15 protein-coding genes are annotated in these 20,221 nt (G+C 60.0%); all 15 read left to right on the forward strand.

Features of this window, described 5'->3' with window-relative positions:
- Positions 1-11 precede the first annotated feature (11 nt).
- Positions 12-1,577 carry a flagellar hook-associated protein 3 gene (locus tag BM321_RS21095; protein ID WP_092444534.1) on the forward strand — a complete coding sequence of 522 codons (1,566 nt, stop codon included), beginning with the start codon at positions 12-14 and terminating at the stop codon, positions 1,575-1,577.
- Between the two features lie 92 nt (positions 1,578-1,669).
- Complete coding sequence (locus BM321_RS21100) at positions 1,670-5,248, forward strand: glycosyltransferase (protein WP_092444536.1); 3,579 nt, start codon at positions 1,670-1,672, stop codon at positions 5,246-5,248.
- Positions 5,249-5,508: 260 nt separating this feature from the next.
- Positions 5,509-6,282, forward strand: a complete 774-nt coding sequence (gene rfbF, locus BM321_RS21105; protein ID WP_092444538.1) for a glucose-1-phosphate cytidylyltransferase — start codon at positions 5,509-5,511, stop codon at positions 6,280-6,282.
- Complete coding sequence (gene rfbG, locus BM321_RS21110) at positions 6,264-7,346, forward strand: CDP-glucose 4,6-dehydratase (RefSeq protein ID WP_092444540.1); 1,083 nt, start codon at positions 6,264-6,266, stop codon at positions 7,344-7,346. The genes rfbF and rfbG overlap by 19 nt, the downstream gene beginning before the upstream one ends.
- A complete protein-coding gene (gene rfbC, locus BM321_RS21115; protein WP_092444542.1) occupies positions 7,343-7,903 on the forward strand; it encodes a dTDP-4-dehydrorhamnose 3,5-epimerase in 561 nt (186 codons plus the stop codon). The genes rfbG and rfbC overlap by 4 nt, the downstream gene beginning before the upstream one ends.
- A complete protein-coding gene (locus BM321_RS21120; protein WP_092444544.1) occupies positions 7,900-9,126 on the forward strand; it encodes a class I SAM-dependent methyltransferase in 1,227 nt (408 codons plus the stop codon). Before rfbC ends, BM321_RS21120 begins: the two co-directional genes overlap by 4 nt.
- A complete protein-coding gene (locus BM321_RS21125; protein ID WP_092444546.1) occupies positions 9,123-9,980 on the forward strand; it encodes an NAD-dependent epimerase/dehydratase family protein in 858 nt (285 codons plus the stop codon). The genes BM321_RS21120 and BM321_RS21125 overlap by 4 nt, the downstream gene beginning before the upstream one ends.
- Entirely contained in the window at positions 9,970-11,040 is a 1,071-nt protein-coding gene (locus BM321_RS21130; RefSeq protein WP_092444548.1) for a class I SAM-dependent methyltransferase, read from the forward strand. The genes BM321_RS21125 and BM321_RS21130 overlap by 11 nt, the downstream gene beginning before the upstream one ends.
- Before the next feature lie 15 nt (positions 11,041-11,055).
- Positions 11,056-11,793 carry a cephalosporin hydroxylase family protein gene (locus BM321_RS21135; RefSeq protein ID WP_092444550.1) on the forward strand — a complete coding sequence of 246 codons (738 nt, stop codon included), beginning with the start codon at positions 11,056-11,058 and terminating at the stop codon, positions 11,791-11,793.
- 51 nt (positions 11,794-11,844) lie between these two features.
- The gene (locus tag BM321_RS21140) at positions 11,845-14,778 is read left to right on the forward strand and encodes a TIGR00180 family glycosyltransferase (RefSeq protein ID WP_092444552.1); all 2,934 of its coding nucleotides are present in this window, start codon (positions 11,845-11,847) and stop codon (positions 14,776-14,778) included.
- Positions 14,779-14,807: 29 nt separating this feature from the next.
- The gene (gene pseB / locus BM321_RS21145) at positions 14,808-15,809 is read left to right on the forward strand and encodes a UDP-N-acetylglucosamine 4,6-dehydratase (inverting) (RefSeq protein WP_063322418.1); all 1,002 of its coding nucleotides are present in this window, start codon (positions 14,808-14,810) and stop codon (positions 15,807-15,809) included.
- Positions 15,806-16,966 carry a UDP-4-amino-4,6-dideoxy-N-acetyl-beta-L-altrosamine transaminase gene (gene pseC / locus BM321_RS21150; RefSeq protein ID WP_092444554.1) on the forward strand — a complete coding sequence of 387 codons (1,161 nt, stop codon included), beginning with the start codon at positions 15,806-15,808 and terminating at the stop codon, positions 16,964-16,966. Before pseB ends, pseC begins: the two co-directional genes overlap by 4 nt.
- A 2-nt stretch (positions 16,967-16,968) precedes the next feature.
- The gene (gene pseF / locus BM321_RS21155) at positions 16,969-17,670 is read left to right on the forward strand and encodes a pseudaminic acid cytidylyltransferase (RefSeq protein WP_092444557.1); all 702 of its coding nucleotides are present in this window, start codon (positions 16,969-16,971) and stop codon (positions 17,668-17,670) included.
- Complete coding sequence (gene pseG, locus BM321_RS21160; RefSeq protein ID WP_092444559.1) at positions 17,667-19,172, forward strand: UDP-2,4-diacetamido-2,4,6-trideoxy-beta-L-altropyranose hydrolase; 1,506 nt, start codon at positions 17,667-17,669, stop codon at positions 19,170-19,172. The genes pseF and pseG overlap by 4 nt, the downstream gene beginning before the upstream one ends.
- Positions 19,165-20,217 (forward strand): pseudaminic acid synthase, encoded by a 1,053-nt coding sequence (gene pseI / locus BM321_RS21165; protein ID WP_092444562.1) that lies wholly within the window; start codon positions 19,165-19,167, stop codon positions 20,215-20,217. Before pseG ends, pseI begins: the two co-directional genes overlap by 8 nt.
- Positions 20,218-20,221 lie beyond the last annotated feature (4 nt).

Below are 20,221 nucleotides of genomic sequence, written 5' to 3' on the forward strand. Positions count from 1 at the left end.
AGCCGTAGCCCATGCGCATTTCCACCTCCCAGTTTTACGAGAGCACGGCTGCGAACTACCAGAAAAACTTCGCCAAGGTGGTCAAGACCAGCGAAGAAGCCAGCAGCCTGGTGCGTGTGAATACTGCCGCCGATGATCCGGTGGGGGCTTCGCGTCTGCTGCAGTTGGGCACCCAGGCCTCGATGCTCGCCCAGTACGAAACCAACGCCAACACTATCAAGGCGACCCTGGGCACGACTGAAGCGGTGATGACCAGCATCGGCAACGTACTGCAGCGCGCCAAGGAGCTGGCCGTCGGTGCCGGCAACGCCGGCTACACCGACGCCGACCGCCAGGCCAACGCCTCGGAGCTGGCACAGATCGAAGAGCAGTTGCTGAGCCTGATGAACAGCAAGGACGAAAACGGCAAGTACATTTTCGCAGGTTCCAAGGGCGATACCATTCCGTTCACCCGCAACAACGATGGCAGCTACAGCTACAACGGCGACCAGGTGACCCTCGACCTGCCGGTTGGCGACACCATGTCGATGGCCACCAACAGCACTGGATGGGAAGCCTTCCAACAGGCCGTCAATACCAGCCGCAGCCAGGTGACCATGACCGCTCCGGCGGTGGATGATGGCCGTGTGGTGCTGTCCAATGGTCAGGTTTCGTCCAGTGTCAGCTACAACAGTAAATTCCGTAGCGGCGAACCGTACACCGTCGAGTTCGTCAGCGGCACGCAACTGAGAATCACTGACTCCGGCGGCAATGATGTCACCGCAGAAGCCAGCCAGGGTGGTGCTTTCGACCCCAACAGCAAAAGCGGCCAGGCGGTGCAGTTCCGGGGACTGGAATTGACCCTGAACATCAATCTGCAAACCGGTGATACGGCTGGCACCGTGTTGCCCGGTCATAGTTTCACCCTGGCCGCCAAGCCGGACACTTTTGTCGCGACCCGCAGCCCGGGCAACCCGACCCCGGTTCAGGTTACCAACAGCACGATCACTGACCCGGTGGCGTATCACGCCAGCTTCCCTACCGGTTCGGCTGTGTTGAAGTTCACCAGCGCCACTGATTTCGACCTGTACGCTGCGCCGTTGACCGCCGACAGCCAGCCGGTGTCCAGCGGCACCCTGGCCGGCAACGTGGCCACCGCTTCAGGGGTGAGCTTCACCCTGGACGGTACGCCGGCTGCCGACGATCAGTTCAGCATCGCGGTCAACACCCACGAGACCCAGAACATCCTGGATACCGTGAGTCAGCTGAAAACCGCGCTGAGCACGCCGACCAACAACGATCCGATTGCCTTGCAGAAATTGCAGGCATCGCTGGCCTCCGGTATCGGTAACCTGGCGAGCGGTACCGATCAATTGTCCAGCGCCTTGAGTTCGGTGGGCGGGCGCGGACAGGCCCTGGAAAATCAGAGCGACACCAACCAGAGCCTGATCCAGGCCAACACCCAGACTCAATCGTCGATCCGTGATTCCGACGCGGCCGAAGTGATGACTCGCCTGACCTTGCAACAGACCATGTTGCAAGCCTCGCAACTGGCGTTCAGCAAGATCACCCAGTTGGGTCTGTTCAACAAGATCTGAGCCGGTTCCACCGAGCCGCCAACCGTCTTTTTTAAGCGGTTCCGGGGCGCCGATCCGAAAGGGTCGGCGCCCGCCGCTCGAGAGTCTTAACCGTGAAATCACTTCCCCTCGTCAGCATCGTCATCCCCGCGTACAACCCTCGGTTTTTTGACCAGGCACTGCTCAGTGCTTTGGCCCAGACGTACGAGCACATCGAGATCGTTGTGTGTGACGATTCGTCAGACGACGAAATTCGCCAGATCGTCGAGTCCTTTACCGAGTCGTCTCACCCGATCCGCTATCTGCGTAACCCGCGGCGACTGGGGCTTCAGGGCAACCTGTTGCGCTGTGTCGAGGAGGCGCGAGGTGAATTCATCAAGGTGCTGTGTGACGACGACCGGCTGTTTGCGCCCTGCATCGCCCAACAGGTCCAGCCATTGATCGCGCAGGCTGAGGTCAGCGTGGTATTCGCCCTTCGATTGCTGTGTGACGCGGGTAACTTCATCTTGCCGCCTCGCATCGATAATTGCCGGTTTACACCGAGTGACGCCTTGTTCAAGGGCGACGACATGCTGGCAATTTTCGAGAGTACGCCGACGAACTTCATCGGCAACTTCAGCTCGGCCCTCATGCGCCGGAACGATGTGCTGGAGCTCCTGCCGGCGCTGATCCAGGATGGGGCCGGATTCGTCGCCATGCTCGACTTTGCCCTGTTCGTCTGCTTGATGCGCCGCGGCAATCTGGTTGCGCTGAACACAGTATTGAGCATCGATCGTCGTTACCCGGTGCGTTTGAGCAAAACCCCGGAAATGCTCAAGGCCGCGAAAGTGGAGTGGCAGTGGCTGGTCCAGATGCTCGCCGCTCGCAATGGCGAAGCGGCGCCATTCGCAGGCTGGGTACGCTATATCGAACTGGATAAAATCACGGATCAGCCCCATGCCTGGCAGGAGCTGTGCGTGACCCGGGTCCTGGGTAATCGCAATACCGTGATCAACGGTCGGGTAGGTGCGCAGAGCGACAGCTACGCCGAATTTTATCGTGAGTGGTTGTCGATCCGGCGATTCAGCGACGTGGAGCGGCGAGTCATGCCCGCGCGAATCGATAGCTGGCCCGTGCGTGCGAACATTGTCCCCATCGTCATTGACAGCGTTGGGGAGGGCGTTGCGCTGGCGGCAACGTTGCGCAGCATCAACGACCAGCTCTATCCCGCGCAAGCCGTCGTGGTGCTTTCCAACGCTGCTTGTGAGGTTCGTGACCGCGTGTTGCAAGTGCCTTATCAGTCTGACTGGGCGCGTCAACTCAATGCCATCGTTCCGCAATTGGAAGGCGCGCACTGGTTCTATCTATTACGAGCTGGCGACGTCTTGCGCGATTCGGCGCTGTTGATCCTGGCAGAGCATGTAGCAGGGCGGCCTGGGATGCTCTGTGCCTACAGCGACGAAGGAGCGCTGGCGGGGGGGGAGTCCCTCGAGCCGGTATTCAAGCCCGATTTCAACCTCGACTTGATGCGTGCCTATCCTTACGTGGGCCGGACCCTGGCGTTCGAGCGAGAGCACTTCATGACGCTGGGAGGTTTCGACCCGGCCCGCGGTGAGCTGGCACCTCATGATCTGCTCTGGCGACTGGTGGAAGAGGCTGGCCCGCAGACCATTGAACACATTGCCGAGATCCAGGTGGAGTCCGCCTTGAACTTCGCCCAGTGGTTGTCCTGGCCCCAGGTCATCGAGGGTAATGCACTGATGGTGGGGGCGCACCTGGACCGTATTGGCGTGACCCATGAGATTCGCCCGGATGTGTTGCCGCTGATCAATCGTATCGACTATCGATATGGGGCTCGCCCGCTGGTGTCGATCATCCTGCGTACCGGTGATTCACTGGCAGCACTGCAGCGTTGCACTGAAAGCCTGATCGAGCGCACTGCCTATAAGCACTATGAAATCCTGGTTGTGGACAGCGGCGTTGAGAATCCAGCCATGCTTGACTGGCTGGCGAGCATCGCACAGTTGGGTTCGAGCATGCTGCGCGTACTGCGCTACGCCGGTGATGACAATGAAGCCTCTGTGCGTAACTTCGCCGCGGACCAGGCCCGAGGCGAATACCTGCTTCTTCTTAGTCCGCAGACGGTCGTTTGTGAAGACGACTGGCTGGATGAGATGATCAATCATGCCCTGCGTCCAGAGGTCGCGGTGGTTGGCGCGAGCATACTTAGTCCCGAGGGTGCCATCATCGGTGGCGGGCAGGTGCTCGGTTTGACCGGTCCGGTGGGCTCGCCCTTTGCCGGCGAGTCGGCCGCATCCCGTGGTTATATGCAACGCTTGCATGCCGTTCAGAACTGGAGTTCGGTCAGCGGCGATTGTCTGATGGTGCGCAGACAGGTATTCGAGGACCTCAAAGGGCTCGATGATGCAACTTTCACCCTTGGGCTCAGCGACGTCGATTTGTGCTTGCGAGCTGGCAAGGACGGTTATCTGGTGGTCTGGACGCCCTATGCCAAGGTCATGCAGGTTGGCCCGCAACCTTCCCGGGGCCTGGCTGAAGACACGGCATCGCTTGAGCGCGAACGCGAACGCGAGATCTTTTACCGCAGTTGGTTGCCCCAGATTGCCCGTGACCCGGCCTACAATCCCTCTCTGAGCCTGGTGGCGTCGAGCTTCAGCCTGGAGCCTTCGTTGCGTAACAACTGGAACCCGTTTTGCAGCCGGGCGTTACCGCTGGTGCTCGGCTTGCCGGTTAACTCTAGCGCGGTTGGCCACTATCGAGTCACCGCCCCGTTGGCTGAGCTCGAAGCCGCTGGACGGGTAATAGCCCGTGTCGCCTACGAGTCGCCTTCGACCGTGGAGATCGAGCGTTTGTCCCCAGACACAATCGTTTTGCAGGGACGCTACAGTGAAGGCTCCGCCGGCGATATCCTGCGAATGAAAAAGTACTCCAGCGCTCTGCGGATTTTTGAGCTGGATGACTACATTGTCAGTGCTCCGAAGAAAAATACTCACACCCGTAACAAGCCAGTCAACACGGAACAAATGCTGCGCGAGGGTATCGCTTTGTGTGACCGTGTCGTGGTGACGACGCAGTCGCTGGCCGATGCTTTGTCGAGCATGCACAGCGAGATTCGTGTGGTGCCCAATATGCTGCAACCCGAGCCCTGGGCGCGTTTGACCAGTCGCCGCAGCACCTCTGCCAAGCCTCGCGTTGGCTGGGGTGGCGGGACCAGTCACAGCGGCGATCTTGAAATCATTGCCGACGTGGTGCGTGAGCTGGCCAACGAAGTGGACTGGGTTTTCTTCGGCATGTGTCCAGACGAGCTACGTCCTTACCTTCATGAATTTCATGAGGCAGTCGGGCTGAACGCCTATCCGTTCAAACTGGCGAGCCTGAACCTCGACCTGGCGCTGGCGCCGCTGGAATTCCACATCTTCAACGACTGCAAGAGCAACCTGCGCCTGCTGGAATATGGCGCCTGCGGCTACCCGGTGATCTGCACCGACACCAAGGCCTACGACGGTTTCCTGCCGTGTACCAAAGTACGCAGCAACAGTACCGAGGAATGGGTCGCGGCGATCCGCATGCACTTGGCCGATCCTGACGCCAGCTACCGCATGGGAGATGAGCTGCGCGAAGCGGTGTTTCGCGATTTCATGCTCAGTGGGGATAACTTGCAGCATTGGCTGTGGGGGTGGCTGCCGGACTGAGCACCTGACACAAGCGAGCCTGCTCGCCGCCATGGCGAGCAGGCTTTTCCCCGGCTTCTGGCCTCTTTTCATTTTTTGGCTGGCCCTTCTACTGAGCGCTCCTTTAGGTGGCGCGTTTCCTGCAAGCTCCCCTTATATCGCCATAAAACGAGCGCTTCCCGGCAAATCGGCGCGCTCCGAACGGCATCGAAGGTGTAATCCCGCGCCCGCAAAAGCGAAGCACGCTTGGCCGAGCCCGGTGATGAACAAGAGGGGAGACGATGAAGGCAGTTATCTTGGCGGGTGGCCTCGGCACGCGGATCAGCGAGGAGTCGCACCTCAAGCCCAAGCCGATGATCGAAATCGGTGGCAAGCCAATTCTTTGGCACATCATGAAGCAGTATTCCGCCCATGGAATCCACGACTTCGTCATTTGCCTGGGCTACAAGGGCTACGCCATCAAGGATTTCTTCGCCAACTACTTCCTGCACACCTCCGACGTCACCTTCGACATGTGCAACAACCGCATGGACGTTCACCAGAACTACAGCGAGCCGTGGCGCGTGACGCTCATCGACACCGGTGAAGACACCATGACCGGCGGACGGCTGCGTCGTGCGGCCCGTTATCTGGAAAATGAAGAGGCGTTCTGCTTCACCTATGGCGATGGTGTTTCGGACCTCAATATCGGTGCGCTGGTGGATTTTCACCTGGCGCACGGCAAGCTCGCCACGGTCACCGCAGTCCAGCCGCCGGGACGCTACGGCGCGCTAGAGCGCGATGGCGACACGGTCCTGGGCTTTACTGAAAAACCTCGGGGTGACGGGGGCTGGATCAACGGTGGTTTCTTTGTACTCTCGCCGAAGGTCCTGCCTTATATCGCTGACGACCAGACTTCCTGGGAAGCCGAGCCCCTGGCGGAATTGGCGACCGAGCAGCAGCTCCAGGCGTTTCAGCACGACGGTTTCTGGCATCCGATGGACACCCTGCGGGATAAAAACCACCTCGAGGCCCTGTGGCAAAGCGGGGAGGCCCCATGGAAGCAATGGGGCTGAGCCCGGAATTCTGGCGCGGTAAGCGGGTGCTGGTTACCGGTCATACCGGTTTCAAGGGCAGTTGGCTGACGCTGTGGCTGCAAAGCCTGGGCGCCCAGGTCAGCGGTTTTTCCCTGGACCCGGCCACCAAACCGAGCCTGTTCGAGTTGGCCAGGGTGGGCGAGGGTATCGACGATCGGCGTGCTGATCTGCGTGACCTCGGTGCCTTGCTCGAAGTGCTGGCTGACGTGCAACCGCAGATTGTCCTGCACCTGGCAGCCCAACCGCTGGTACGTGAGGCGTATCGTGATCCGTTGGGTACCTATTCCAGCAATGTCATGGGCACCCTCAACCTGCTCGAAGCTATCCGTCAGATTGGCGGCGTGCGCGCCTGTGTCCTGGTCACTACCGACAAGGTCTACGCCAATCAGGAATGGCTGTGGCCCTACCGCGAAAACGAAGCCCTGGGTGGTCACGACCCCTACAGCAGCAGCAAGGCCTGCTGCGAATTGCTGGCGCAGTCCTATGCCGCCTCGTTTTTCTCCGCCGATCGTTACGCTGAACACGGACTGGCCCTGGCCACGGCGCGGGCTGGCAACGTATTGGGCGGCGGTGATTTCGCCCCTGAACGGCTGATTCCGGACGTGCTCAAGGCCTGGTCGGCGGACGAGCCGGTGACACTGCGTTATCCCCAAGCCGTTCGCCCGTGGCAACACGCCCTGGAGCCGCTGGCCGGTTATCTACAGTTGGCCGCTGCCCTCTATGAGCAGGGACCGGAATGTGCCGGTGCCTGGAACTTCGGCCCCGGCGAAGCGGACATGTGCAGTGTCGGGGACGTCGTTCAGTTGCTGGCCGAGCACTGGCCGCAAGCGCCTGGCTTGCGCATCGAACCGAGTGATCTGCATGAGGCCGGTCTGTTGCGCCTGGACAGCAGCCGCGCCCGGCAATTGCTGGGCTGGCAGCCGCGTTGGTCGCTGCGGCAATGTCTGGCCCAGACCCTTGATTGGCACTTGGCCTGGCAGAACGGCGATGACATGCGCCAGGTCACGCTGGGTCAGTTGCACCTGTACCGAGGCACGTTGTGAGCGAGTTCGCATTGAAGGCATTGCCGCTGGCCGACTTGTTCAGCGTCCAGCACAAGCGCTTCGAAGACCAGCGCGGGCATTTCGCCCGGTTGTTCTGCGAAGGCAGCCTGAGCGCGTTCGGCCAGCCGTTTCATATTCGTCAGATCAACCATTCCTGCACCCGTGAGCGGGGCAGTGTGCGTGGCCTCCATTATCAGAACGCAGCACAACCGGAAGCCAAGCTGATCACGTGTCTGCGCGGTGAAGTCTGGGACGTGGCCGTGGATCTACGACCCGATTCCGAAACCTTCCTGCATTGGCACGCCGAGCAGTTGAAGGCGGGTGATGGTCGCAGCCTGTTGATCCCGGCCGGGTTTGCCCACGGGTTCCAGACCCTGACCGATGATGCCGAGCTGCTGTACCTGCACAGCGCCGATTACGCCCCGGAGCATGAGGGCGGCCTGTCGGTTAACGATCCGCGGCTGGCGATTGCCTGGCCGCTGCCTGTCAATAATCTGTCGACCCGGGACAGCAATCATCCCCTGCTCGACGAGCGTTTCGCTGGAGTGCGTCTATGAATTGCCGAGGTTGCGGGACTGCCCTGGCGTTGCCACTGATCGACCTCGGTACGTCGCCGCCGTCCAACGCCTATGTGCGTGCCGACCAATTGGAACAGGCCGAGCAATGGGTGCCGCTCAAGGTCGCCGTGTGCCAGCAATGCTGGCTGGTGCAGACCGAAGACTACACGCGTGCCGACAGCCTGTTCGACGCCGAGTACGCCTATTTCAGTTCGTTCTCCAGCACTTGGCTGGCCCATGCCGAGCGCTACGTGGTCGAGATGGTCGAGCGGTTTGACCTGAACGCCGATAGCCGCGTGGTGGAAATCGCCGCCAACGACGGTTACTTGTTGCAGTACGTCGCCAGGCGCGATATCCCGTGCCTGGGCGTCGAGCCGACCCGCAGCACCGCCGAGGCTGCCCGTGGGAAAGGCCTGGAAATTCGTGAGCTGTTCTTTGGTCGCGAAACGGCGTCGCAATTGAAAGGCGAAGGCTGGGCTGCCGATCTGATGGCGGCCAATAATGTGCTGGCCCATGTGCCGGACATCAATGATTTTCTCGCAGGTTTTGCCACGTTGCTGAAGCCCGCTGGCGTGGCCACGTTCGAGTTTCCACAGCTACTGACGCTGATGGCCGGGCAGCAGTTCGATACGCTCTATCATGAACACTTTTCCTATCTGTCGCTTACGGCGGTGCAGACCCTGTGCGAGCGCAATGGCCTGGAGGTGTTCGACGTCAGCCAACTGTCGACCCACGGCGGTTCGTTGCGGGTGTTTGTCCAGCGTGCCGATGGCATTCGCCGGCCAGTGCTGGCGACGGTGCAACAGCAATTGCAGGCCGAACGGGATGCCGGCGTGAAAACCGCCGCGTACTACGCCACCCTGGCGCCGGCCGCCGAGGCCACCAAGCATGGCTTGCTGCGCTTTCTGTTGCAGGCCAAGGCCGATGGCAAGCGTGTGGTCGGTTACGGTGCCGCGGCCAAGGGCAATACCTTGCTCAACTATGCCGGGGTCAAGCCGGACCTGCTGGCCTGGGTGGCAGATGCAAACCCGCACAAGCAGGGCAAGTACTTGCCGGGCAGTCGGATTCCTATCGTGTCGCCCGAGCGTATCGCGATAGAGAAACCTGACTACGTTCTCGTCCTGCCCTGGAACTTGCTGAACGAAGTCAGCCAGCAGTTGGCTGAGGTTCGCCAATGGGGCGGGCAATTCGTCATCGCGGTGCCTGAGTTGACGGTGCTATGAAGGTTTTAGTGACTGGTGCCACCGGGTTTGTCGGCCGTCATCTGGTTGCGGCCTTGCTCGCGCGCGGTTGCCAGGTTAGAGCCGTCGCGCGCCGGTTGGAGCCGGCCAGGGCATTGCCCTGGTTCGACCGGGTTGAATTCGTCGCGGCCGATGTCCACGCCGAAGAACTGGATATCGCTGCATTGGTCGAGGATGTCGATGCCTTGGCGCATCTGGCGTGGCCGGGCCTACCGAATTACCAGGCACTGTTTCATTACGAACATAACTTGATGGCCGATTATCAGTTCATCAAACAGGTCATTGTGGCGGGGGTTGGGCAGGTGCTGGTGACGGGTACCTGTTTCGAATATGGCCTGCAGAGCGGGCCACTCGACGAACAGACTGCGCCTCAACCGGCCAACCCTTATGGGTTGGCAAAAAATACCTTGCGCCTGTTTCTTGAACACCTTCAACGCGAGCACCCGTTTACCCTGCAGTGGGCTCGTTTGTTCTACCTGCACGGCGCCGGTCAGAACCCTAACAGTCTGCTCGCGGCGCTGGACCGGGCCATTGATGCCCAAGCCTCGGTCTTCGATATGTCCGGGGGCGAGCAACTGCGCGATTACCTGGCAATCGAAACAGCCGCTGCTTACCTGGCAGGGCTGCTGTTGCGGCGCGAATTCAATGGTGTCGTCAATTGCTCAAGTGGCGAACCGGTGTCGGTTCGCGCACTGGTGGAAACACGGCTGCGCGAGCGTGGCGCGGCCATTCGCCTGAACCTGGGCCATTACCCCTACCCGACTCACGAACCCATGGCGTTCTGGGGCGTGGCCAAGCGTTTGCACACCTTGTTGGGAGCCGAACATGATGCGTGAGCTGTACCGGGCCACCGGCCTTCCGGTTCTGCAGAACCGTACCTTCGCCGATGAGCTGTCGGCCAGAGCCTCGGCGAGTGCCGACATGGTGTTGGTCCAGGACGACGTGAGCGGATTGGTTTTCAATCGAGCGTTCGATGCCGACAAGCTCAGCTATGACAGCGACTACCAGAATGAACAGGCCCATTCCGGTCAGTTCCAGCAGCATCTCACTGACGTGGAAGGCATCATCGCCCGGCATTTCAGCGGCCAGGAATTGATCGAGGTCGGTTGCGGCAAAGGCTATTTCCTGGAACTGCTCAAGGAACGTGGTTACGCGATCACGGGTATCGACCCGGCCTATGAGGGCGATAACGCCGACGTGATCAAGGCGCCGTTCACCCGCGATCTGGGCCTGTCGGCCGATGCGGTGGTGCTGCGTCACGTGCTGGAGCATATCCAGGACCCAGTGGCTTTCCTTGCTGAAATCGCAGCGGCTAACCAGGGCGGACAGATTTACATCGAGGTGCCGTGTCTGGACTGGATCCTGGACCACCGGGCCTGGTTCGATCTGTTCTACGAGCACGTCAATTATTTCCGCCTCGATGACCTACGCCGGATGTTCGGTACGGTACATGAGGCTGGACACCTGTTCGGCGGTCAGTACATGTACATCGTCGCTGACCTGGCCACGTTGCGCCTGAAGCCGGAACAGCCCGTTCCAGCCTTGCAATTACCCGACGAATTTACCGCCAGTCTCGGGCGGGCGGTGCAGATTATCCAAGCTTCGCCGCAGCAGGGGGCCGCGATCTGGGGGGCATCCTCCAAGGGAGTGATCTATTCGCTGTTTCTGCAACGAACCGGTGTCGCGGTGGACTGCGTGGTGGATATCAATCCCGCCAAGCAGGGACGGTATCTGCCGTTGAGTGGTGTACGGGTTTCCTCGCCTGAGGAGGCAATGGATGCTCTGCCTGAAGGGGCGCATGTATTTGTAATGAATTCCAATTACCTCGAAGAGATCAAGCGGATGACCGGTGGGCGCTACGTCTACCATGCCGTTGACAGCGCTTCGTTCCAATAACCGCGAGATTCGAACATGACCGACAACACTATCCATAAAGCTTTCGAAGCCCAATGCCAGACCGAAATCGCCGGTCAAGGCCAAGACCAGAAACTCGTCGGCTTGGCCAAGGCGTTCTTCAACGAATCGGCGCGCCATAAGTACAGCTACCATTTTTCCTGGATGGGCCGACCGATCATCCAGTTGCCACAGGACATGATGGCGATGCAGGAGCTGATCTGGCAGATCAAGCCTGACCTGGTCATCGAATGCGGCATCGCTCACGGCGGTTCGATCATTTATTACGCCTCGTTGCTGGAGCTGCAGGGCCACGGCGAAGTGCTGGGCATCGACCTGGATATCCGTCCCCATAACCGCGAAGCCATCGAGAGCCACCCGATGAGCAAGCGTATCTCGATGATTGAAGGTTCGAGCATCGATCCGGCCATCGCCGAGCAGGTCCATGCAGCGGCCAAAGGCAAGAAAGTCATCCTTGTGCTCGATTCCAACCACACCCATGACCATGTGCTTGAAGAGCTGCGCCTGTATGCGCCGTTGGTTTCGGTGGGCAGTTATTGCGTAGTGATGGACACGGTGGTGGAAGACATGCCGGCCGACTTCTTCCCGGATCGGCCATGGGGCCCGGGCGACAATCCGAAAACCGCGGTATGGAAATACCTTGAAGAAAACGGTGACTTCGAAATCGACCAGCAACTGCAGAACAAGCTGCTGATCACTGTCGCACCGGATGGCTATCTGCGCCGGGTTCGTTGATTCATCCGTTTCAAGTCATTGGCGTTTGGCAGGTTGTGGGGACTAGGAAATATGCAGGTTCGAAATATGCTTCAAAGCAACGTGGCACCGCTGAGCGAGCGGTTCACCGTGGTGGTGATTTCCCACAATCGCAGTGCATTCTTGCGCCGTACATTGCACTACTACAGCAGCTATCCCTGTTCGGTATTGGTGCTTGATTCGTCGGTCGAGCGCGATGAACAAATTGCCCTGGATTTCCCATCGGTCGATTACCGCCACCTGCCCCAGTTCACCTATAAGGGGCTGCAGGACAAGCTGGTTTATGGCGTAAACCAGGTCAAAACGCCTTACATGGTGTTCGCCGCCGATGACGACTTCCTGCTCCACGACGCCTTGACCGAGTCCGTGGAATTCCTTGAAGCCAATCCCGACTATGGCCTGTGCCACGGCTATGGGTTCATGTACGTGGCTTGTGCGACCGAAGTGAATTACTTCCGTCGTGATCGCAAGGTGCATGAGGATTACAACAGCGAGCTGGCCGAAGACCGGGTGATTCGTTTCATGGATCATTTCCTGCCCCCGTTCTACGCCGTGACCCGTACCGATCTGCTGCAGCAGTGGTATAGCCTGTTGCCCCCCGGGACCAGTTTCGAATGGCAGGAGATCGGTCATACCTTTTATTTGCTGGCCTGTGCGAAGGCCCGGATCCTGCCGATCCCGTTCGCTGTTCGCGAGCTCAATTACGGCGGTTCCGAGCACAACACCAACGTGTTGACGGTGCTGAGCTACAAGGACGCCAAAAGCGTGGCGGAGCGCGAGCAGTTCGCCGAGTTCCTGGCGTCGCTTCCAACACCGCTGCGCGAGCAGGCACCGGGACGTGTCAAGCAGATCGCCCTGGACAGTTTTGCGGCCATGGCCGACTGCCTGCTGCAGGGGCGCTCACTCAAGGGTACACAGATCATCAATTCGGTCTGGACGCAGGCGGGGGGCGAACCGGTGCGTTCGTTCGGACCGCAGCAGTTTGTCGAAATGCCTTTCTATAATCAGCGGGTGTTCGATCTGCTGACCGAATTTGAATTTTTGTTGCATGCCATGCCGGCCGGGCGTCTTCAGCTTCAGCAATTGGAAGGTATTCTGGTGCGCCAGCATGAACTGATGCGCGTGCAGCCCAACGACAACGAACGTACCTTGCGCAGTCGTCTCTGGGAGGCCCAGGGCCTTTATGCGTTCAACCGTACCGTGGTCAAGCGCCTGGCAGAGTCGTTGAAAAGCAGCGATGAGCCTGAGGAAGCGATCAAGTTGCAGGCTTGGGCCGAGCGGTTGGATTCGGTGCCCGGGCAACAGGGCCGCCGGTTGTTGGAGAACATGCACTCTGGCCGCCTGTTGAACTGGCTCGAAGCGCGTGATCCGGATGCCGGGCAACTCAAATCCATTCACGCTCGCCTGGCCGAGCATCAGGGCGGGCCGCGTTTCGGTATCCTGCTGTTGGACCTGGACGCGGACATGTTCAAGCTACAGGCCACCTTCGACAGCCTGGTCAACGGCCACTGCAAGGCGTTCAACGTGGTGGTCTTCACCACCGGCGACCTGCCGGCGACCACCACCGTGCGCGACACCGTGCACTTCGTCAAAGTCAGCACCTCCAATTATGTTGAGCGCGTCAATCAGATCATCGGGCAATCGACGGCTGACTGGATGGTGCTTGCCGAGGCCGGTGACCTGTTCACCCCGAGCGGCCTGTTGCGCGCCAGCCTCGAGTTGATCGATGCCGACGGCGTGCGCGCGGTGGCCATGGATGAAATCCAGCGCAAGGCCGATGGCAGCCTCACCGATGTGTTCCGCCCTGGCGTCAATCTCGATTTCCTGCAATCGGTGCCTTCGCTGATGGCGCGGCATTGGCTGATTAATCGCGAAGTGCTGGCCCAGGCCCGCGGATTCACGCCCGAATACACCCAGGCCCTGGAGCAGGATCTGCTGTTGCGCCTGATTGAAGACGCAGGGCTGGCCGGCCTGGCGCACCTGGCCGAGCCGTTGCTGATCTGCGCCGCCCCGTCGGAAGAGGAAAATCCCCAGGAGCGTCAGGTACTGACGCGCCACCTGGCCGCCCGCGGCTATCGCGCCCAGGTCACCTCGGCGCTACCGCTGACATACCAGATCGATTACCAGCATGCCGAGCGGCCACTGGCGTCGATCATCCTCGAAAGTCGAGACAATTTCGAGCAGGTACAGCAGGCGCTGGTCAGCGTGCTGCAACGCACCCGCTACCATCGGCACGAAATATTGGTTGCTGATAACCACAGCCAATCCGAGGAACTGGCTCAGTGGCTCGATAGCCTGGAAGGCAAGGGCGAGCGGATCCGCATCCTGCGCAGCGACCGGCGCCTCAGTGCGTCGGCCCTGTACAACTGGGCGAGTGCGCAGGCCAAGGGCGAGTACCTGGTACTGTTGTCGGCCGAAGCGCAGGTGATCAACGCCAACTGGCTCGACAGCCTGCTCAATCAGGCCCAGCGACCGGAAGTGGGGATCGTCGGCAGCAAGCAGATGGATATGCGCGGCATTACCACCCAGGCGGGCCTGGTGCTCAAGCCCGATGGCCGGGTCGCTTCGGTGTTCGTTGGCGAACGCAAGGACGCCAAGGGCTATCTCAATGGGCATCAAGTGGAGCAGAACTACTCGGCGGTGTCGGGTGCTTGCCTGATGATCCGCAAGGACCTGTTCGAAGCTGTGGGAGGTTTGGACGAGGCACATTTCGCCGACGCCTTCGCCGATGTCGACCTGTGCCTGAAAGCGGCAGATGCGGGTTATCTCACGGTCTGGACGCCCCAGGCCCAGATGCTGCATTCAGTCTCATTTGCCGAGGCGCCCCAGGCGACCGACGCCCTGCGTGACAAATGGCAAGCGCGCTTCGACCACGACACCGTTCGCAACCCCAATCTGGCCCTGATCGACACTGGCTTCGCGCTGGGCACCGCCACTGCGGTGGATTGGGCGCGGTTGCTTGCTTAAGCCTGGCTGTCAGGTAAAGGATCAAAGGTATGTTTAACGGTAAATCGATTTTCATCTCAGGCGGTACCGGTTCATTCGGGCGCAATTTCATCCGTCGGTTGCTGGAGCAATACCAGCCCAAGCGCGTGGTGGTGTTTTCCCGCGATGAACTCAAGCAGTACGAGATGCAACAAACCTTCAATGCGCCATGCATGCGCTATTTCCTGGGGGACGTGCGCGATGCCGATCGTCTGCGCCAGGCCATGCGCGGCATTGACTATGTCGTGCACGCCGCGGCCCTCAAACAGGTGCCAGCGGCGGAGTACAACCCTACCGAATGCATTCGCACCAACGTCAATGGCGCCGAAAACATTATTGCCGCGGCCATCGACAATGGCGTCAAGAAAGTGGTTGCGCTGTCCACCGACAAGGCCGCCAGCCCGATCAATCTGTACGGTGCAACCAAGCTGCTGTCGGATAAGCTGTTCGTGGCGGCCAACAACATCGCCGGCGAGCAGCAGACCCGGTTCGCCGTGGTGCGCTATGGCAACGTCGCCGGCTCGCGGGGGTCAGTGGTGCCGTTCTTCAGCAAGCTGATTGCGGACGGTGCGACGCAGCTGCCGATTACCGATGAACGTATGACCCGTTTTTGGATTACCCTCGATCACGGCGTGCAATTTGTGCTCGACAGCTTTGCCCGCATGCACGGTGGCGAAGTCTTCGTGCCAAAGATTCCGTCGATTCGCATCGTCGATCTGGCGTCAGGCATGGCTGGGCATCTGCCCCACAAAAACGTCGGGATTCGCCCCGGTGAAAAACTCCACGAACTGATGGTGCCGCTGGACGATGCACGCATGACCATCGAATTTGCCGATCACTACACTATCCAGCCGTCCATTCGCTTTACCAGTGTGGATGTGGATTTTGGTGTGGACAATCTGGGTGAGCGAGGCAAGCCCGTGGCAGAAGACTTCGAATATCGTTCTGACACCAACCCGCACTTTTTGTCGGTGGAGCAGATCGCTGACCTGCACGCGCGGTTATCGGCATGATCCCCTATGGTCGGCAGAGCCTCGATCAGGCTGACATCGATGCCGTGGTGGCCGTATTGCGGTCCGACTGGCTGACCCAGGGGCCGACCCTAGAACATTTCGAAGAGGCCATGGCCAATCGTTGTCAGGCCGCTTATGCCGTGGCGGTGTGCAACGCGACGGCCGCACTGCACATCGCCTGTCTGGCAGCGGGGTTGGGGCCTGGGGATCGTCTGTGGACCACCCCCAATACGTTCCTGGCCTCGGCCAACTGCGGTCGGTATTGCGGTGCGCTGGTGGATTTTGTCGACATTGATCCGCTGACCTGGAATCTTGACGCTTGTGCCCTGGCTGCCAAGCTTGAAGAGGCCGAGCGTGACGGAACGCTGCCCAAGGTGTTGGTGGCGGTGGCGTTTTCAGGGCAAAGCTGTGACATGCGCAAGATCGCCCAGTTGTCCGAGCGATATGGCTTCACAGTGATTGAGGATGCGTCCCACGCTGTCGGGGCGTCTTATGCCGGTCGCCCGGTGGGGTGTGGCGAGTTTGCGTCCATGACCGTGTTCAGTTTCCATCCGGTGAAGATCATCACCAGCGGTGAAGGCGGCATGGTCCTGACCAATCGCCCGGAACTCGCGCAGCGGCTGCAACGTCTGCGCAGCCATGGGATGACTCGCGACGCGCAGCAGATGACCGAACCCAGTCACGGCCCCTGGTACTACCAACAAGTCGAGCTGGGTTTCAATTACCGCATGACCGATCTGCAGGCTGCATTGGGGCTTTCGCAGCTGAGCAAACTGGATGACTTCATCGCTCGGCGTCGCGAACGGGTTACACGCTACAATCATCTGCTGGCAGCTTTGCCGCTCGTTTTGCCCGGCTTGCAACCTGAAGCCGAGTCGGCCTGGCATTTGTATGTGGTGCGCTTGCAACTCGATAGCATCACGCCTGGTCATCGCCAGGTGTTCGAGGGCTTGCGTGCAGCCGGGATTGGCGTGAACCTTCATTACATCCCGGTTCATTTGCAGCCGTATTATCGTGACCTTGGGTTTGCCGCAGGCGATTTCCCCCAGGCCGAGCGTTATTACGCCGAGGCCATCAGCTTGCCCATGTTTCCTACCCTCAGTGATGAACAGCAGGACTATGTGGTCGAGCAACTGCGCCGAATGCTTGAGGAGTGACGGTGAGCACAGTCGCGATCATCCCCGCCCGTGGCGGTAGCAAGCGGATTCCACGCAAAAACCTGAAGCTGTTCGATGGCGTGCCAATGATTGTCCGGTCGATTGAAATCGCGTTGACCTCTCGGCTGTTCGATGAGGTAGTGGTCAGCACGGACGACGAAGAAATCGCCGATATGGCGCAGGCTCATGGTGCGCAAGTTCCGTTCATGCGCCCGGCGTCGCTGGCTGATGATTTCTCCGGGACGGCTGCCGTGATTGCCCATGCATTGACTGAGCTGCACGAGCGCTCGTTCGATTTCGCCTGTTGCATCTATGCTACCGCGCCGCTGTTGCAGGGGAGGTTCCTGCGTCAGGGGTATGAAGCGCTACGCACGCATCCTGACAAGTCGTACGCATTTTCGGTGACGGGTTTCGGCTTTCCTGTACAACGTGCCTTGACGCTGGATGAACAGGGCGCGCTGACGCCGCTCTATCCTCAGTTTCGTGAAACTCGCTCCCAGGACTTGCCCGAAGCGTTCCAGGACGCGGGCCAATTCTACTGGGGGCGCCGGGAGGCTTGGTTGCGCGGTGACGTGTTGTTTTCGCCCAAGAGCTTGCCGGTGGTCCTGCCTCGTCATCTGGTACAGGACATCGACACACCAGAGGATTGGAAGCGAGCCGAATACCTCTACGCCGTATTGAAGGCGGGTGGGGAGCTGGAATGAGGGTTTTGATCCGTGCTGACGCTTCGCCAACCATCGGCAGCGGACACATCGCCCGCTGCCTGACCCTGGCTCGCGTGTTGCGTGGGCACGGCGCGCATGTCACGTTTGCCTGCCGCCAATTGCCAGGACATCGCTTACAAGCGTTGGAGGAGGAGGGCTTCGAGACGTTCGCCTTACCGGATTTCTATCCTGGGGAGGATCCGCAGCAGGCTATTGAATCCTTGCTGCCCTGGCAGGCGGATATCGCAGCGTTGCAACAGGTATCGAGCGACCAGCCTGGTTTCGATTGGGTCATCGTCGATCATTATGGCCTGGACCATCACTGGCAGACGGCTGCCCGGTGCTTTGCCCCAAGAGTCATGGCAGTGGATGATCTGGCGACCCGTACCTACAGCGTCGATCTGCTGCTCAACCAGAACCTGTCTGGTACCCGGGCCGCCTACACGGGTTTGTTGCCCGAGTCTTGCCGAACGCTACTCGGACCGCGTTACGCCCTGTTGCGCGATGAGTTTCGCTGTGAGGCGATTGACATCAAGCCCAGGGCCCGGCGAGTGCTGGTTAACTTCGGCGGGTTTGACGCGGCGATCCAAACCCATCACGCCATGTTGGCGTTGGCGGATTTTTCGGAGCTTGAAGTCGATTTTGTTGCCGGTGCGGACAACCCGGCGTGGGCTCGGATGCAACTGATGGCAGCAAGTCGACCCCACTGGCGGTTGCATAGCTTTGTCGGCCATTTCCATCAGCTCATGATCGAAGCTGATTTGTTCATTGGGGCTGGTGGCGGCACCAGTTGGGAGCGCGCCGCCCTGGGCCTGCCAACGATCTGCATCGCGGTGTCGAATAATCAGCATGCCAATAGCGAGGCGATGGCGACGTTTGGAGCCCACGTTTATCTCGGCCCTCGAGAGAACGTCACGGTCGCACAGTTGCGCCAGGCCATCGGCTTCGTGGCGGGCAATCAAGGCTTGCGCAAAAGCCTGGCTGAGCATTCCCGGCGGTTGGTCGATGGCTTGGGCGTCCAGCGGATCGCCGCCACGCTGGCCGGTGCATTATTGAGGATTCGCCCAGCTACACAGGCCGATGCCCAATTGATTTTCGAAGGTCGTAACGCCGAGGCTGTACGCCGCGTATCGTTGGATACATCATGCATTGACTGGAGCAGTCATTGCCAATGGTTGCAAGCCAGCTTGCTCAACGGGCAACGCCTGCTACTGGTCGGCGAAGCGGCTGATGGACCGGTAGGCGTATTGCGCTATGACCTGCAAGGCAGTGACGCGCAGGTATCCATTTATCTGTTCGAAGGCCGCATCGGGCTTGGTTGGGGAAGGGCATTGCTGGCCCGCGGTGAAGCGTTTGCCGTTGCCCACTGGCCTCAATTACGAAGCCTCAGCGCTCATATATTGCCGGCCAATCAAGCCTCCCTGAGCCTGTTTCGCGAGGCTGGCTTCATCCAGAACACTTGCGTGTTTACGCGCATATTGAAGGATCGCGTTCATGACTAGCTTCAAGATTGGCCACTGTGTCATTGGGGCCGAGGCACCGCCTTTCATCATTGCCGAAATGAGTGGCAACCATAACCAGTCCCTGGAGATGGCGCTGGAGATCGTCGAGGCCGCGGCCAAGGCTGGTGCGCACGCTTTGAAACTGCAGACCTACACCGCCGAGACCATGACGCTGGATCTGAATGAAGGTGAATTCTTCATCAAGGATCCCAACAGTCTGTGGGCTGGAACGTCGCTTTATGAGCTGTATGAAAAGGCCCACACACCGTGGGAATGGCACGCTCCGATTTTCGCCCGGGCCAAGGCGCTGGGCATGTTGGCGTTCTCGACGCCGTTTGACGAGACGGCCGTGGATTTCCTTGAAGCGCTCGATGTGCCGGCCTACAAGATCGCCAGCTTCGAAAACACCGATCTACCGCTGATCCGGCGAGTCGCCGCCACCGGCAAACCCTTGATTATCTCCACCGGCATGGCGAGCGTTGCTGAGCTCGACGAAACTGTACGGGCGGCTCGGGAGGCCGGTTGCAAGGATCTGGTATTGCTCAAGTGCACCAGCACCTATCCGGCTACCCCGGTCAACAGCAATGTGCGCACTATCCCTCATCTACGGGAATTATTCGGCTGTGAGGTGGGGTTGTCGGACCACTCCATGGGGGTTGGTGTGTCTGTCGCCGCAGTGGCGTTGGGGGCAACCGTGGTCGAGAAACACTTCACTCTCGACCGCGCGGCGGGTGGGGTAGACGCCAGCTTCTCCCTTGAGCCGGCGGAGCTGACGGCGCTGGTGATCGAAACCGAGCGTGCCTGGCAAGCGATGGGGCAGGTGCACTATGGCGTGACCGAGGCTGAGCGCAAGTCGCTGGTCTATCGGCGTTCTCTGTACGTGACGCAAGACATGAGCCCTGGCGACGCGTTTACAGCACAGAACGTCCGGGCTATTCGCCCAGGTCTCGGACTGCCTCCCAAGTACGCCGACTCTCTAATGGGCCGTTGTGCTCGTCAAGCCATCAAACGCGGCACTCCATTGGCCTGGTCGCTGGTTGAATAGCCCT

Source organism: Pseudomonas sp. NFIX10 (assembly GCF_900111955.1).
In the GTDB taxonomy this organism is placed as follows: domain Bacteria; phylum Pseudomonadota; class Gammaproteobacteria; order Pseudomonadales; family Pseudomonadaceae; genus Aquipseudomonas; species Aquipseudomonas fluorescens_AA.

Coding starts and splice junctions, on each gene's coding strand:
- BM321_RS21095 (WP_092444534.1), top strand. CDS start 12: ATGCGCATTTCCACCTCCCAGTTTTACGAGAGCACGGCTGCGAACTAC.
- rfbF (WP_092444538.1), top strand. CDS start 5,509: ATGAAGGCAGTTATCTTGGCGGGTGGCCTCGGCACGCGGATCAGCGAG.
- rfbG (WP_092444540.1), top strand. CDS start 6,264: ATGGAAGCAATGGGGCTGAGCCCGGAATTCTGGCGCGGTAAGCGGGTG.
- BM321_RS21120 (WP_092444544.1), top strand. CDS start 7,900: ATGAATTGCCGAGGTTGCGGGACTGCCCTGGCGTTGCCACTGATCGAC.
- BM321_RS21125 (WP_092444546.1), top strand. CDS start 9,123: ATGAAGGTTTTAGTGACTGGTGCCACCGGGTTTGTCGGCCGTCATCTG.
- BM321_RS21130 (WP_092444548.1), top strand. CDS start 9,970: ATGATGCGTGAGCTGTACCGGGCCACCGGCCTTCCGGTTCTGCAGAAC.
- BM321_RS21135 (WP_092444550.1), top strand. CDS start 11,056: ATGACCGACAACACTATCCATAAAGCTTTCGAAGCCCAATGCCAGACC.
- BM321_RS21140 (WP_092444552.1), top strand. CDS start 11,845: ATGCAGGTTCGAAATATGCTTCAAAGCAACGTGGCACCGCTGAGCGAG.
- pseB (WP_063322418.1), top strand. CDS start 14,808: ATGTTTAACGGTAAATCGATTTTCATCTCAGGCGGTACCGGTTCATTC.
- pseC (WP_092444554.1), top strand. CDS start 15,806: ATGATCCCCTATGGTCGGCAGAGCCTCGATCAGGCTGACATCGATGCC.
- pseG (WP_092444559.1), top strand. CDS start 17,667: ATGAGGGTTTTGATCCGTGCTGACGCTTCGCCAACCATCGGCAGCGGA.
- pseI (WP_092444562.1), top strand. CDS start 19,165: ATGACTAGCTTCAAGATTGGCCACTGTGTCATTGGGGCCGAGGCACCG.